Source organism: Micrococcus sp. H39-S4 (genome assembly GCF_027158145.1).
Taxonomy (GTDB): domain Bacteria; phylum Actinomycetota; class Actinomycetes; order Actinomycetales; family Micrococcaceae; genus Micrococcus; species Micrococcus luteus.
Map to the genome: position 1 here is coordinate 1 of NZ_JAPVLT010000008.1, position 13,201 is coordinate 13,201.

Consider the following 13,201-nt stretch of genomic DNA (forward strand, 5'->3'; position numbering starts at 1 on the left):
CGTGATCCTCGTCAGCGGCGGAGCCTTCGGACTCTGACGTAGCGGCAGCGATCCAAACGGCCCCGACCGGGCGCACCCCTCTCGGTTCAGACCGCGACACCTACCTGCAGCCAGTCCTGCGTGATCGCGGCAACAAGACCGCCACGGAGCGCTGCAAAAACCCCGCCACCAAGCGAACGAAGCCACAGGGCAGGGCGTGTAAAGGGGTATACCCGACTGGACACGAACGGGAGCGGGCCTCCGAGCCGTTCGGCGGGAGGGGGGTGCGACCCTTCTCCCGCACTGGCGGCTAGAGCCGGCGCTCCAGGTGGCCCTATGACCCCACTTGACCCTCACCTCACGTGAGGGCCCAGGCTGAGGCGCATGAGCAACTACTACAACGCAGTCGAGATGAGCCCTGTCCTCGCCCCCGGCCCTGAGGCCACCGCCCCGGAGCGGTTCGAGGGGATCTACCGGATGCCCTCGTTCGTGACGATCCCCACATCAGACCTGACCGCCTCGGTGGACTTCTGGACGCAAGGGCTCGACTTCTTCGAGCTGTTCAGCGTGCCCGGTCAGCTGGTCCACCTGCGCCGCTGGGCCTTCCAGGACGTCCTGCTGGTGCCGACCCCCGTCACCCTGGAGCAGGAGGCGCCGGCCATGAGCGTCAGCTTCGCGTGTCTGCTGGATCAGATCGATGACCTCGAGCAACGGTGCCGCGCCGCAGGTGTCGGCGCAGTCGGCGAGCCCGTGGACACGCCCTGGGGTTCGCGTGACCTTGAAGTGATCGCCCCCGAGAAGGCACGCGTGGTCTTCACGGCCACCAAGCCCTTCGATCCGGCCAGCGCCACGGCACAGAACCTCGAGGCCATGGGGATCACCGCCCCCGACGCCGTCAGGCAGGACAATGAGGTGCATGCCTGAGAAGCCCGACGCCGCGGACCTGCGAGGCCAAACGCATTCGCCAGCGCCACGAGCACGCCACCGCCGAAGACAGCCGCGACTACTACGCCGCCGTGCTCGCCCACGTGCACGAGCTCAACGCCGCCTTCTCCGAGCCACTCCCGGCCAATGAGGCCCGCGACATCGCCGCCAGCATTCACCGATGGGTCACCACGCGCTTCTACGGCTGGACAGACGCCCGCACCGTCCAGCAGGCGTCCCTGTCCACGCTCCAAGCCTTCAGAGGCCGCCAGAGCGGAGCGAAGCGACGCAACGCCGTTGAGGAGCGTGCCCGTTTGATCGTGGGAGAGGACGCATGACCAGCACACCTACACGCGCCAAGCGCAAGCAGACCGCCCGCGAACTAGCCGAGCGATTCGGAGTCTCGCCGCGCACCATCCGCCGCACCGTCGCCCAGGAACGCGCGGACTACTTGGCGGACGCCGCCGCGCGCCATGAACGCATCCGCGCCCTGCGCGCGGAAGGGCTCTCCATGCGCGCCATTGCCGCCAAGGAAGGCGTCACCGTCGGGACGGTGCACTACGCGATCCACAAGGACGACTGAGACTAGCAAGAAAGCCCCTCAGCGTCTCAACGGAGGACCAGCGACATCAGAAGGCTCTGACACGGAAACGTGCTCTACTCCAAAGTGCGAGCTCCTAAGGGCCGCGATGAACGCCAACCGGCCATCAGCATCGCCCAGGAAGAGGTCCTCTTGAGCGAGAGGGATCAGAGAGCAATAGCGGTGCATAGAGAACGCACAGTATGGTGGGGCGCGTCACATCCACTCGAAGGAGACTCTCGTGCCCGACAAGCATCGACCGCGCCTCTCTCGTCTAGCCCAGTCCGGGGCCGCGTTTTCCCTCGTAGGAGCCCTCACCATCAGCAACTTCGGGGCTACCGCCTGGGCGGCCCAGCCCGCCTTCACCCCTCAAGCAACAGACGGGTACGCAGCCGCCGCCTCGCTTCCCGGCGACTTCGAGAATCAAGGAAGCACATCCAGCGAGTGGGATGATTACTTCTCTGATCTTCTAATCGAGGAAAAGAAGACCGGCCCGGAAGTAGCCGAAACGCAGGCGTTGCCCTGGGCTGTCTATAGGTGCCTCATGGGAATCGGTCTCAATGGGCCTCAGATCACCCAGATCATGGTTCGGGGGACCCCTGAGGCGCTTCTCGCCGCAGGAGGACGGGCTGCGCTTGCCTGCCTGAGGGGAAAGTGACCTATGCCACTCCGAGGCATTTCCCGCTCAGCCCTTGAAGAGGAGCTAAGGGCAGTCAACGCGAAACTCTCCACCCACCCTCTAGCATCCGCTCCAGTCAAGGAAGCGCACGCACTCATTGCAACGATGCAAGGAGCAGACAAGACAGAGGTCTCCAAAAGGCTGTCTGACAAGGGGCTCCCATCCCTCGACGAACTTGGAGCCCTCCAGCTCAAGGGGTCAGTTTCTTGGTGGCGCCTAAACAGGAAGAAGAATAAGCTCGAAAAGAAGCTAGAAGAAAAATCAGAATGACGAATATTATAGTCGCTTTGATTGAGAGCCTCGCTTCTAGCTTTGTGACCCCACCCCCTCCTGTGATTAGTTCACTTCTTATGAAGAATTGAACTACTTTTCACACTGGCACGGACTACCCAGCTCCAGCCAATCCCAAATGGCCCTCCCGCGTCCTCGTGGAGCGGTCCGGGGTGCACCCCGGACCGCTCCGGCGCACGGTTGCCCAGCCCTGCGAGAAGTACTTCGTCAAGGTCGCCGCGCTCCATGAACGTATCCGCGCCATGCGCACCGAAGACATGACCATGCGCGCCATTGCCGAGCGCGAAGGCGTCAGCACACGCGCCGTTCATTACGCGATCCACAAGAACGACCCGCCGCGCACCCCGGACACCCCCCAGGCCCCCAAAACGGACGCCTCCGCCGACGCTTGACCCCCTGCGCCTGCACCCCCAGCACAGTGCAACGAATCCCGGCCTGACTAGGTGTTGTGGGTCATGACGTTCTTGACACCGGGGTGGGCATGAAGGAACGGGCCCCCGCTGTCACGATGGGTGGTGTCTAAGCAACCGTCGCGCAATCAGGAGCCCGTTCGTGACCCACCGTAACGCCCCGCTGACCCCCGAAGGACGTCGTCGCGCCGTAGAGGAGGTCCTCCACCGTGGCCGTCCGGTCTCTCACGTTGCAGGCGAGTTCCGGATCTCCCGGACCACGCTGTCGAAGTGGGTCGGTCGCTACCACGCCCACGGCCCGGCCGGCCTGGAGGACGCCTCCAGCGCCCCGGCGCACCGGCCGACGCGGGTGCCAGCTTGGGTTGTCGAGCTCATCGAGTCCTGGCGGCGGGAGCACAAGTGGACTGCCCGCCGGATCGCTCACGAGCTCGCTGAGTCCCGCGGCTACCGGTGCGCGGTGCGCACTGAATCGCCCCGGGTTTGTTAGAGGCTCGTAAGTGCCGCCCCGGCAGGCGCCGGCACGGGATTCTCATGATGGTAGACGTCCTCGAACTCGACCGGAGGGACCAGCCTGATCTCGCCGTGCGCACGACGATGGTTGAACCAGTCGATGTACTCCGCGACCGCGATCTCCAGGTCCTCGATGGACTTGAATGGCCCCTTGTTCCGGATCAGCTCCGCCTTGAACAGCGAGTTGAACGCCTCCGCGAGGGCATTGTCATACGAGTCCCCCGTCGTGCCGACTGAGGCGACTGCGCCGGCCTGGGCGAGCCGCTGGGTGTATCGCACGGCGACGTACTGGACTCCTTTATCGCTGTGATGCCGTAGCCCGGCCACGTCGTGGCCTGCACGCTGACGCGTCCAGAACGCCATCTCGAGGGCGTCCAGGGCCAGGTCCGTGCGCAGCGACTTCGACAGCTGCCAACCCAGCACCCGTCGGGAGAACACGTCGATGATGAACGCGGCGTACACCCATCCGCTGAAAGTGCGGCAGTAGGTGATGTCAGCGACCCACAGCTGGTTCGGAGCCGCCGCGGTGAAGTCTCGCTGCACCAGGTCTTGACGCTCATCCGGGCCGCGGCCTGGGACCGTGGTCCTCGGTCCCTTCGCGCGGCTGATCCCGCGCAGGCCTGCGGCTCGCATGAGCCGCTCCACCGTGCACCTGGCCACCTGCAGGCCCTCCCTCCGCAGTTGCGCGTGGACCTTCCGGGCCCCGTAGACCCCGTAGTTGGCCTCATGCACCCGCCGGATTTCCACGAGCACCTGCTCATCGCGCAGGCTGCGCACTGAAGGAGGGCGCGTCTTGGCCGCGTAATACGTGCTCGGTGCGATCTGTGTGCCTGCCGCGGACAGCGTGGCGCAGATCGGCTCGACACCGAACTCGTGCTTGTGTTCGTCGATGTAGTCCACGATCAGCGCTGTGGGCGGTCGAGCATCCGCCGCGAAGAAAGCCGACGCCGAGCGCAGGATCGCGTTCGCCCGCCGTAGTTCACGGTTCTCCTTCTCCAGCTCGGCCACCCGGGCGGCTTCGCTGGTCGTGCTTCCGGGGCGGTGGCCGTGGTCGATCTCGGCTTGGCGGACCCAGTTGCGCAGCGTCTCGGGATTGATCCCGAGCTGTTCTCCCACACGGCGGAACGCTCCGGTCCTCGTGGCGGGGTCTTGCCGGGCTTCCAGCGTCATCCGCGTGGCGCGTTCGCGGAGCTCGTCGGGGTACTTCCGTGGTGCGGGCATGCTCTGCATCCTTCCGTTGGATCAGAGCCTCCACCAGACCCGGGGCGATTCAGCACCGACGAGCTGGTTGACATCTCTAAACCGCCGGGCTCTGCTTGCCCCTATGACCGAACGGATTCGCCTGCGACCACTGTCCCCTGATGACGCACCCGAGATGACCAGGGTCCTCGCCGACCCGGCCCTCTACCAGTACACCGGGGGCAAACCGCCGACCGTGGAAGGGCTCACCGGCCAATACACCGTTCAGAGTCGGGGCCACTCAACTGACAGGACCGAGACCTGGATCAATCACCTGGTGGTGTTCGAGACCTCCGGGAAAGCACTCGGCTACGTCCAGGCCACCATCCCGGTCTCAGGCCAACCCGCCGAAATCGCCTGGGTCATGGGAGCACCGTGGCAGCGCAATGGTTACGCCTCAGCAGCCGCCGCTCTCCTGCTGGCTGAACTTGCGGAGATGGGCGTGAAACAGGTCATCGCTCATATCCACCCCGACCATGGGGCGTCCGCCGCGGTCGCGCGCCGTATCGGAATGAGTCCGACCGACGAAGTCGTGGACGGCGAAGTCCGATGGGAAGGTCCAGTGACCACCAGGGGATGACCGGCACCTCTCCCACGTCCCACGTCTTGGCTCATCTGCGGCTTCAGACCCAAACGGTCGTTTGTGACCAGGGAGCCCGCCATGTGCCATGTGCGCCACCTCGGGCCCTGTCAGCCCGCCGCACGGCCCGCCACAACCAACCCGCCAGAGCGGCAGCCGCCCGTACGTTTCGGGCGATCCCCGGGACCCGCGGGGGCGCCCACCTGGACACCCAGTGTCACCCCGGCCGGATCCCGCCCGATATGCGAAGAGTTCCCCGCGCGTCGTGGGGAACTTTGCCTGCATCTCGACAGCAAAGGCCCTTGCCCACCGATCCGCGTCGTGACACAGTTCACCCCATGATGCAGCAGCAGTGACCCCGTGGGCCCGACGACCCACCACCGGCCTCCCGGCGCGCCCGTCTCGAGCACGGCTCGACGGGTGCCTCTGCGCCCACCCCTTTCTTCAGAAAGCAGTCACCGCATGCCTGACATCATCGAATTCCCCCTGCCCGCCTCGTCGGACGACCCCCACTGGCGGGCCTACTGCCGCCTCGGAGACGAGTACAACCACGAGCTGATCGGCACGACCGAGTGGGACGAGACCCCCACGGACGCGCTCATCCAGGCCGCCGCCGAGACCGACCACACGCAGCGCCGCTACCTGGCGTACATCGACGGCGAGGCGGTCGGCTACGCCCGCGTCCTGATCAACCACGTCGACGACCCTGACGCGGCCGCCCTCAACGTCTACGTCCACCCGCGGCACCGCGGACGCGGCCACGGCCGCGTACTGGCCGAGCGGCTCGTCCAGGACACCGCCGGCCTCACCCGTTTCGAGACCTGGCCGCTGACGCCGCGGCCGGTGGCCGGGAAACGGACGCTCACCCCGCCCAACGGCGCCGGCGCGGTGTCCGCCGAGCATCCGGGTGTGCGTCTCGCCCAGTCCTACGGCTTCGCGCTCGTCCAGATCGAGCGGGTGAGCCGGTATGACTTCGCCGATCCGGGGATCGACCCCGCCGTCGCCCTGGCCGAGGCCGAACGCGTCTCGTCGGACTACGAGCTCCACGCCTGGGAGGGCGCGGCCGACGCGTCCCTGCAGGACGACCTTGCCGTCCTCAAGGCCCGCATGGCCACGGACGTGCCCTCCGGGGAACGCACCGTGGTGGAGCAGGTGTGGGACGCGGCCCGCGTGCGTCGCATGGACGAGCAGATCCTCACGACCGGGCGCCTCTTCCGCGCGGTGGCGCGGCACCGCGCCACCGGTCGGATCGTCGCCCTGAGCGAGCTGGTGGCGCCCCGCTCGCGCCCGGACGGGCTCATCGACCAGTGGGACACCATCGTGCTGCCCGAGCACCGCGGCCACCGCCTCGGCATGCGCGTGAAGGCGGCGAACCTCATCGCCGTGCGCGACGCGCTGCCCGGGGCCCGCGCGATCATCACGTGGAACGCCGAGGAGAACCGGCACATGCTCGACGTCAACGAGGCGCTGGGCTTCCGGCCCGTGCTGGCCGAGGCGTCCATGGAAGCGCCGGCACCGCTGCGACGTCGCTGACGGCCCGCGACCCGCGGCGCCGCCTCACCCCCGCTCGAGCGTCCGCTGGGCCGCCTCCCGCACCGCCCGCGTGAGCCGCACCAGGCGCGTCACGGGCAGTGTGGCCGCCTGCCAGTACAGGGGCACGAGGACGTCGTCGAGCCCGGGCACGCGGACCAGCCGGCCGGCGCGCACGTCCTCGACGGCCTGGGCGTCCACGAGCATCCCCCACCCCAGGCCGGCCCGGACGGACCGGTGGAACCCGTCGAACGACGGCGCCAGGTGCGTGGGCGGGGCGACGTCCAGCCCGGCGCCGCTCAGCGCGAGGCGCTGCAGGTCGTCCTTCGCGTTGTAGCGCATCATGGGCATCGCGCCGAGGTCGACGACGTCGCCCGCCGCGTGCCGGGCGAGCAGGGCGGGCGAGGCGAGCGGGACGTAGCGCATGCTCCCCAGCGGCTCCGCCGCACACCCCTGCACCGGCTGCGGCTCCGTGGTGACGGCGGCCAGCACCTCGCCCCGGCGCAGCAGCCGGGCGCTGTGGTCCTGGTCCTCGACGTGCAGGTCCAGGACCGTGTCGTCCCAGTCGGCGGCCTCGGCCAGGACGGGCCCGAACCACGTGCCCAGCACGTCGGCGGGCACGGCCAGGGAGGTGACGCTGCGCCCGGCCGCCGTGCGGCCCAGCCCGGCCCACGCCTCCTGTTCGAGCACCCGCATGTGCCGGGCCACGCGCACCAGGCCGACGCCGGCCTCGGTCGGCTCGCAGGGTGTGCCGCGCCGGAGCAGCACCTGGCCCACCTCCCGCTCCAGGGCGCGGATGCGCTGGCTGACCGCGGAGGCGCTGACGCCGAGCTCGTACGCGGCCGCTTCGAACGAGCCCTCGTCGGCGATCGCACGCAGCGCCTGCAGCTGATCCAGGTTCATGAAGCAGAGCTGAGGCACCTGCAGTTCTCTTCGTTTGGCTCAGGCCCGGCCGGGCTCTAGCGTCCTCACCCATGTGGACCCTCGCCGGCACCGGCCTGCTCACCGGGCTCGCCCTCATCGTCGCCATCGGCGCCCAGAACGCCTTCGTGCTCCGCCAGGGCGTGCGCCGGGAGCATGTGGGCGCCGTCGTGCTGGTGTGCATGGCCTCGGACGCCGTGCTGATCCTGGCCGGAACCGCCGGGGTGGGCGCGCTCGTGCAGGCCGTGCCGTGGCTGCTCGAGGTGCTGCGCTGGGGCGGCGCCCTGTACCTGCTCTGGTTCGCGGTCTCCTCCCTGCGTGCCGCCCTGCGCCCGCAGGGGCTCGTCGCCGAGCAGGCGCCGCGCACCGCGGGTTCGGTCATCGCCACCACGCTCGCGCTGACCTGGCTCAACCCGCACGTCTACCTGGACACCGTGGTGCTGCTGGGCAGCCTCGCCAACCAGCACGGTCCCGACGCGCGGTGGGTCTTCGCCGCCGGCGCCGTCGCCGCCTCGGTGCTGTGGTTCACCGGGCTGGGCTACGGTGCGCGCCTGTTGGCCCGGGTGCTCGCCGACCCGAAGGCGTGGCGCGTGGTGGACGTGGTGATCGCGGTGGTCATGGCGGTGCTCGCGGTCCGGCTCATCGCCGGGTCCGGCGTGTGGGGGTGAGCCGACACCGCCCCCTCACTCCCCGCCCAGCTCCTCCCGGAGGATCCGCGCGCCGGCCACGAGCGCGGCGGTCTTGTCCCGCGCCACGGAGCGAGCCAGCGGCGCCATGCCGCAGTTGGTGCTCGCGATCAGCTTGTCCGCGTCCACGAACTCGAGGGTCTCCCGGAGGGTCGCCGCGACCTCCTCGGGCGTCTCGATCTCGTCGCTCGCCACGTCGATCGCGCCGACCATCACCTTCTTGCCGCGCAGCAGGCCGATGAGCTCCGCCGGCACCCGGGAGTGGTGCCGCTCCAGGGCGATCGTGTCGATCGTGGACTCGCGCAACAGCGGGAACGACGTCTCGTACTGGCGCCACTCCTCCCCGAGCGTGGCCTTCCAGTCGTTGTTCGCCTTGATCCCGTAGCCGTAACAGATGTGCACGGCCGTCTCACACGTCAGGCCCTCGGCCGCACGTTCGAGCGTCGCCACGCCCCAGTCGCGGACGTCGTCGAAGAACACGTTGAACGCGGGCTCGTCGAACTGCACGACGTCGACGCCCACCGTCGCCAGCTCCCGCGCCTCCTCGTTGAGGATGCGCGCGAACTCCCACGCGAGCTTCTCGCGGCTGCCGTAGTGGCGGTCGGCGAGGGTGTCGATCATGGTCATCGGCCCGGGCAGGGTCCACTTGATGGGCCGGTCCGTCCGGGCGCGCAGAGCCTTCGCGTCGTCCACGAACACCGGCGCCGGCCGGCCCACCTCCCCGACGACGGTCGGCACACTCGCGTCGTACCGGTCGCGGATCCGCACCGTCTCCCGCCGGTCAAAGTCCACACCGCCGAGGTGCTCGATGAACGTGGTGACGAAGTGCTGGCGGGTCTGCTCGCCGTCGCAGACGATGTCGATGCCCGCACGCTCCTGATCGGCCACGGCGAGGGCGAGCGCGTCGAGCTTGCCCTCGCGCAGCTGCTCCCCCTCGAGCTTCCAGGGCGACCAGAGCGTCTCCTCCTCGGCGAGCCAGCCGGGCTTCGGCAGGCTGCCGACGAGGGCGGTGGGGATCAGGGTGGTCATCGGGTCTCCTCGGTGTCTCGTGCGGCGTGGGCGGCGGCCCAGCGCTCCAGCAGGTCGCGGTGCGGGCCCACGAAGTGCTCCTGCGTGTACTCCCCCTGCTCCCGGCCGAGGCGGGCCCGCTCCTCGCGGTCGTAGGCGATCCGGGTCTGCGAGAAGTCGCCGTGGTCCAGGCGCGGCCGGTAGACCTCGCCGGCCCCGGCGTTCGCGTTGTAGATCTCCGGCCGGTAGATCCGCTGGAAGGTCTCCATGGTGGCGATCAGCCCGGCCAGGGAGAGGTTCGCGTGGTCGTTGAGCAGGTCGCCCCGCGAGTAGAACGCCAGCGGCGCCACGGCCCCGCGCGGCAGGAAGCACCGGATCCCCAGGCCCATCCGGCCGAAGTAGCGGTCCGTGCGGGAGGGCTCGTCCTGGCGGTACTCGACCCCGAGCACCGGGTGCTCGTTCGTCAGCCGCCGGTAGGTGCGGCTCGTGGACACGCTGATGCAGATCACGGGCGGCTGCGGGAACCGCTCCCGGTACGCCTGCGAGTCGAGCAGGTGCCGGAACAGCCGCCCGTGCAGGTCGCCGAAGCCGTCGGGCTCCTCGGTCCCCGGCGACGTCGCCGCGTGCGCGGGCAGCACCACGGAGAAGTCGTGGTCGCGGACGTAGGAGGAGAAGTTGTTCCCCACACTGCGGCCGAGCACGGCGCCCGTCGCACGCTCGACCACCCGCACGTCGAGCATCTCCATGAGCGGGAAGTCGACGTCCGCGCCGTCGTCGGCGGTGAAGTGCACGTCGATCGAGACGATCTCGATCCGCGCCGTGTAGCGGTCCCGCTCCGGGTTGTCCCAGGGGGCGAGGTCGTTGAGGCGCCCGTCGATCATGGCCAGGGCGGCGCGCAGGTTCTCCCGCCGGTCCGCGCCGCGGGCGAGGTTCGCGAAGTTCGTGGTGGCGCGCGTGCTGGCGGCGGGCGTGTAGTCCTCGTCGAACGGCGTGGTGTGGATGCTGAACGTCAGGTCGTCCACGCGGGTGGGCGCGGTGCTCGGGACAAGGGTGGCGTGGCTCATCGGGTCCTCTCCGGGGTGCGGGCGCGGATGGTGCGGTGGTGGGCGGTGGCGGGACGGGGCACCGTGGACGACGACGGCACCCCGCGGCCGGCGGCGACGCGTGCGGCGCACTCGAGGCCGGCCTCGAGGTCCGCCTGCAGGTCAGCCACGTCCTCGATGCCGACGGAGAGCCGGACCAGGTCCGTGGGGACGGCCAGGGGCGTGCCCCGCACGGAGGCGTGGGTCATCTCGGAGGAGTAGCAGAGCAGCGATTCGACCCCGCCGAGGCTGACCGAGAGCGCGAACAGCTCGGTGGCCTCGGCGAAGGCGCGGGCCGCGGCCTCTCCCCCGGCCAGCCGGATGGAGACGATGCCGCCGAAGCCGTCCATCTGCCGCGCGGCGAGCTCGTGGCCCGGGTGGTCGGGCAGCCCGGGGTAGAAGACCTGGGCGACCTCGGGGCGGCCCTGCAGCCAGCCCGCGAGCGCGGCGGCGTTGGCGCCGTGCCGGTCCATGCGCAGGCCGAGCGTCTTGAGGCCGCGGGCGGCGAGGTAGGAGTCCTGCGGGCCGGCGACCGCACCGGCGGCGAACTGCTGGTAGGCCACTGCCTCGGCCAGCGCCCGGCCGCGGAACTCGCGGTCGGCCACCACCACGGCGCCGCCGAGCACGTCCGAGTGCCCGCCGATGTACTTGGTGGTGGAGTGCACCACGACGTCCGCGCCGAGGTCGAGGGGCCGCTGGAGATAGGGCGAGGCGAACGTGTTGTCCACGACCAGCAGCGCACCGGCGTCGTGGGCGATCTGCGCCCAGGCGGCCAGGTCCGCGATGCCGAGCAGCGGGTTGGAGGGCGTCTCCACCCACAGCAGCGCGGTGCGGCCGGGACGGACGGCCGCGGCGACCGCCGTCGGGTCGGTGATGTCCACGGGGGTGTTGGACACGCCCCACGGCTCGAGGACGGTGGTGATGAGGCGGTGGGTGCCGCCGTAGCCGTCGCCGCCCAGCACGATGTGGTCGCCGGGGCGCAGCACGGCCCGCAGGAGGGCGTCCTCGGCGGCGAGCCCGGAGGCGAACGCGAACGCCCGGTCGCCGTGCTCGAGGGCGGCGAGCTGGGTCTCGAAGCCGTTCCGGGTCGGGTTGGAGCCCCGGCTGTACTCATGCCCAGCGCGCAGCACGTTGATGCCGTCCTGCACGAAGGTGCTGGTCTGGTAGATCGGCGGCACCACGGCGCCGGTCAGCGGATCGGGCTCCTGGCCGGCGTGCACGGCGGTGGTGGTGAAGCCGCGGACGGCGGGGCGGGACACGGAGCGGGTGGTGTGGTGGACGGCGGTCATCTCAGCGCACCTCCTGGGTGACGGCGGCGGTCTCGGGGACGGCGGGCGTGGCGGCGGGGACGGCCGGCCCGGCGGCGGACACCGCGGCCAGGGCACGGTCCAGGTCCGCGATCAGGTCGTCGGGACACTCCAGCCCGATGGAGAGCCGGACGGTGGTCTCGGCGATCCCGGCGGCCTCGCGCTGCTGCCGCGTCAGGCGGCAGTGCGTCATGGTCGCCGGGTGGGAGACGAGGGACCGGGCGTCACCGACGTTGACCACCAGCTGGAACAGCTCGAGCGCGTCGAGGAACGGGGCCACGGCCTCGGGGCCGCAGGCCAGGTCGAAGGAGAACACCGAGCCGACGCCGTCCGGGAAGTCGCGGGCGGCCAGCGCCGCGCTGGGATGCCCGGCCACACCGGGGTGGTGCACCCGCGCGACCGCGGGGTGCCCGGCCAGGTGTTGGGCCACGGCCAGCGCGGTGGCGGTGTGGCGGGCCACGCGCAGGTCGAGCGTCTCGAGCCCCTGGATGAACTGCGCCGCGCTCGCGGGGGCGAGGGTGGGGCCGAGGTCGTGCAGGAACTTGCTGCGGGCCAGCGTCAGGTAGGCGCCACGGCCGTGCCGCTCGACCAGCGTCTGCCCGCCGTAGCGGGCCTTGGGCCGGGCCAGCTGCGGCCACCGGTCCGGCGCCGCGCCGTAGTCGAACGTGCCGCCGTCCACGATCGCGCCGCCGAGCACCGCGCCGTGCCCGCCGAGGAACTTGGTGGCCGAGTGCACGACGACGTCGGCGCCGTGCTCCAGCGGCCGGTAGAGGGCCGGCGTCGCGAGGGTGCTGTCCACCACCACGGGCACACCGGCCGCGTGGGCGAGGTCCGCGAGCGCCGGCAGGTCCGGGAGGGTGGCGAGCGGGTTGGTGATGGCCTCGAGGAAGAACGCGCGCGTGTCGGGCCGGACCGCGGCCGCCCACGCGGGCGGGTCCGCCGGGTCCGCGAAGGTGACCTCGATGCCGAAGTCCGCGAACGTGTCCGTCAGCAGGTCCACGGTGCCCCCGTAGAGCTGGCTGGAGGCGACCAGGTGCTTGCCGCCCTGCAGCAGCGCCAGCAGGGACAGCGCGACGGCGGCCTGGCCGGTGGCCGTGGCGATCGCGCCGATGCCGCCCTCCAGTGCGGCGAGGCGGTTCTCGAACACGGCGACGGTCGGGTTGCCCGTGCGGCTGTAGGTGAAGCCGGGGGTCTCGAGCCGGAACATCGATGCCGCCGTGGCGTGGTCCGGGAAACGGAACGCCGTGGTCTGGTGGATGGGCGGGACGACTGGCCGGTGGGGCGCGGCGGGCTCGTAGCCGGCATGGACTTGCTGTGTGGCGTGACGGGGCATCTGCTCTCCTCCATCGGTCCTGGCGGTAGCACCGGGCCTGCCGTTCCCGGGGGGTCCGGGTCCGGCGGGCGGGTTGCTGCGGCGTCGTCGAGCCAGATCTCTCAGCCGCTCTGGATGGGTGGTGAGCCCATCCCACGCGGTG

The 13,201-nt window shown here is 70.3% G+C and carries 14 protein-coding genes, 1 pseudogene and 1 other annotated feature; of the genes and pseudogenes, 9 read left to right on the forward strand and 6 right to left on the reverse strand.

Features of this window, described 5'->3' with window-relative positions:
• The first annotated feature begins 363 nt into the window (after positions 1 to 363).
• The 6 genes and pseudogenes from O3T09_RS08755 to O3T09_RS08780 all read left to right on the forward strand — a co-directional run.
• Positions 364 to 903 carry a VOC family protein gene (locus tag O3T09_RS08755; protein WP_101966174.1) on the forward strand — a complete coding sequence of 180 codons (540 nt, stop codon included), beginning with the start codon at positions 364 to 366 and terminating at the stop codon, positions 901 to 903.
• A 35-nt stretch (positions 904 to 938) separates the two neighbouring features.
• The gene (locus O3T09_RS08760; RefSeq protein ID WP_373271570.1) at positions 939 to 1,241 is read left to right on the forward strand and encodes a primase C-terminal domain-containing protein; all 303 of its coding nucleotides are present in this window, start codon (positions 939 to 941) and stop codon (positions 1,239 to 1,241) included.
• Entirely contained in the window at positions 1,238 to 1,486 is a 249-nt protein-coding gene (locus O3T09_RS08765; RefSeq protein ID WP_020626395.1) for an HTH domain-containing protein, read from the forward strand. Before O3T09_RS08760 ends, O3T09_RS08765 begins: the two co-directional genes overlap by 4 nt.
• 238 nt (positions 1,487 to 1,724) lie before the next feature.
• On the forward strand, positions 1,725 to 2,141 hold the full coding sequence (locus O3T09_RS08770) for a hypothetical protein (RefSeq protein ID WP_144819257.1): 417 nt from the start codon (positions 1,725 to 1,727) through the stop codon (positions 2,139 to 2,141).
• A gap of 464 nt (positions 2,142 to 2,605) precedes the next feature.
• A complete protein-coding gene (locus O3T09_RS08775) occupies positions 2,606 to 2,845 on the forward strand; it encodes a hypothetical protein (protein ID WP_101966175.1) in 240 nt (79 codons plus the stop codon).
• A 160-nt stretch (positions 2,846 to 3,005) separates the two neighbouring features.
• Positions 3,006 to 3,335, forward strand: a pseudogene (locus O3T09_RS08780) (helix-turn-helix domain-containing protein); the annotation flags it as partial.
• A gap of 11 nt (positions 3,336 to 3,346) precedes the next feature.
• On the opposite strand, the gene O3T09_RS08785 reads toward O3T09_RS08780, so the two are convergent.
• Positions 3,347 to 4,594, reverse strand: coding sequence for an IS3 family transposase (locus O3T09_RS08785; protein ID WP_101966176.1), 1,248 nt, complete (start codon positions 4,592 to 4,594; stop codon positions 3,347 to 3,349).
• Positions 4,187 to 4,316, reverse strand: a sequence feature (AL1L pseudoknot). (Overlaps the previous gene by 130 nt.)
• Before the next feature lie 103 nt (positions 4,595 to 4,697).
• Here O3T09_RS08785 and O3T09_RS08790 point away from each other — a divergent pair.
• Both O3T09_RS08790 and O3T09_RS08795 read left to right on the forward strand, forming a co-directional pair.
• Positions 4,698 to 5,192, forward strand: coding sequence for a GNAT family N-acetyltransferase (locus O3T09_RS08790; RefSeq protein ID WP_101966189.1), 495 nt, complete (start codon positions 4,698 to 4,700; stop codon positions 5,190 to 5,192).
• A gap of 462 nt (positions 5,193 to 5,654) precedes the next feature.
• Entirely contained in the window at positions 5,655 to 6,725 is a 1,071-nt protein-coding gene (locus O3T09_RS08795; RefSeq protein ID WP_135101532.1) for a GNAT family N-acetyltransferase, read from the forward strand.
• Between the two features lie 24 nt (positions 6,726 to 6,749).
• On the opposite strand, the gene O3T09_RS08800 is transcribed toward O3T09_RS08795, so the two are convergent.
• Positions 6,750 to 7,625, reverse strand: coding sequence for an ArgP/LysG family DNA-binding transcriptional regulator (locus O3T09_RS08800; RefSeq protein ID WP_036381376.1), 876 nt, complete (start codon positions 7,623 to 7,625; stop codon positions 6,750 to 6,752).
• A gap of 71 nt (positions 7,626 to 7,696) precedes the next feature.
• Here O3T09_RS08800 and lysE point away from each other — a divergent pair, with 71 nt between their 5' ends.
• Entirely contained in the window at positions 7,697 to 8,311 is a 615-nt protein-coding gene (lysE, locus tag O3T09_RS08805; RefSeq protein WP_101963159.1) for an L-lysine exporter, read from the forward strand.
• Between the two features lie 15 nt (positions 8,312 to 8,326).
• Here lysE and O3T09_RS08810 read toward each other — a convergent pair whose 3' ends face one another.
• From O3T09_RS08810 to O3T09_RS08825, 4 genes are read right to left on the reverse strand one after another with little or no spacing between them, the layout of a single operon-like run.
• Positions 8,327 to 9,358, reverse strand: a complete 1,032-nt coding sequence (locus tag O3T09_RS08810) for a methionine synthase (RefSeq protein WP_061867627.1) — start codon at positions 9,356 to 9,358, stop codon at positions 8,327 to 8,329.
• Complete coding sequence (locus O3T09_RS08815) at positions 9,355 to 10,401, reverse strand: DUF1852 domain-containing protein (protein WP_144919323.1); 1,047 nt, start codon at positions 10,399 to 10,401, stop codon at positions 9,355 to 9,357. Before O3T09_RS08815 ends, O3T09_RS08810 begins: the two co-directional genes overlap by 4 nt.
• Complete coding sequence (locus O3T09_RS08820; RefSeq protein WP_144860141.1) at positions 10,398 to 11,708, reverse strand: cystathionine gamma-synthase; 1,311 nt, start codon at positions 11,706 to 11,708, stop codon at positions 10,398 to 10,400. The genes O3T09_RS08815 and O3T09_RS08820 overlap by 4 nt, the downstream gene beginning before the upstream one ends.
• Position 11,709: 1 nt before the next feature.
• Positions 11,710 to 13,059 carry an O-acetylhomoserine aminocarboxypropyltransferase/cysteine synthase family protein gene (locus tag O3T09_RS08825; RefSeq protein WP_036381364.1) on the reverse strand — a complete coding sequence of 450 codons (1,350 nt, stop codon included), beginning with the start codon at positions 13,057 to 13,059 and terminating at the stop codon, positions 11,710 to 11,712.
• Positions 13,060 to 13,201: the final 142 nt, after the last annotated feature.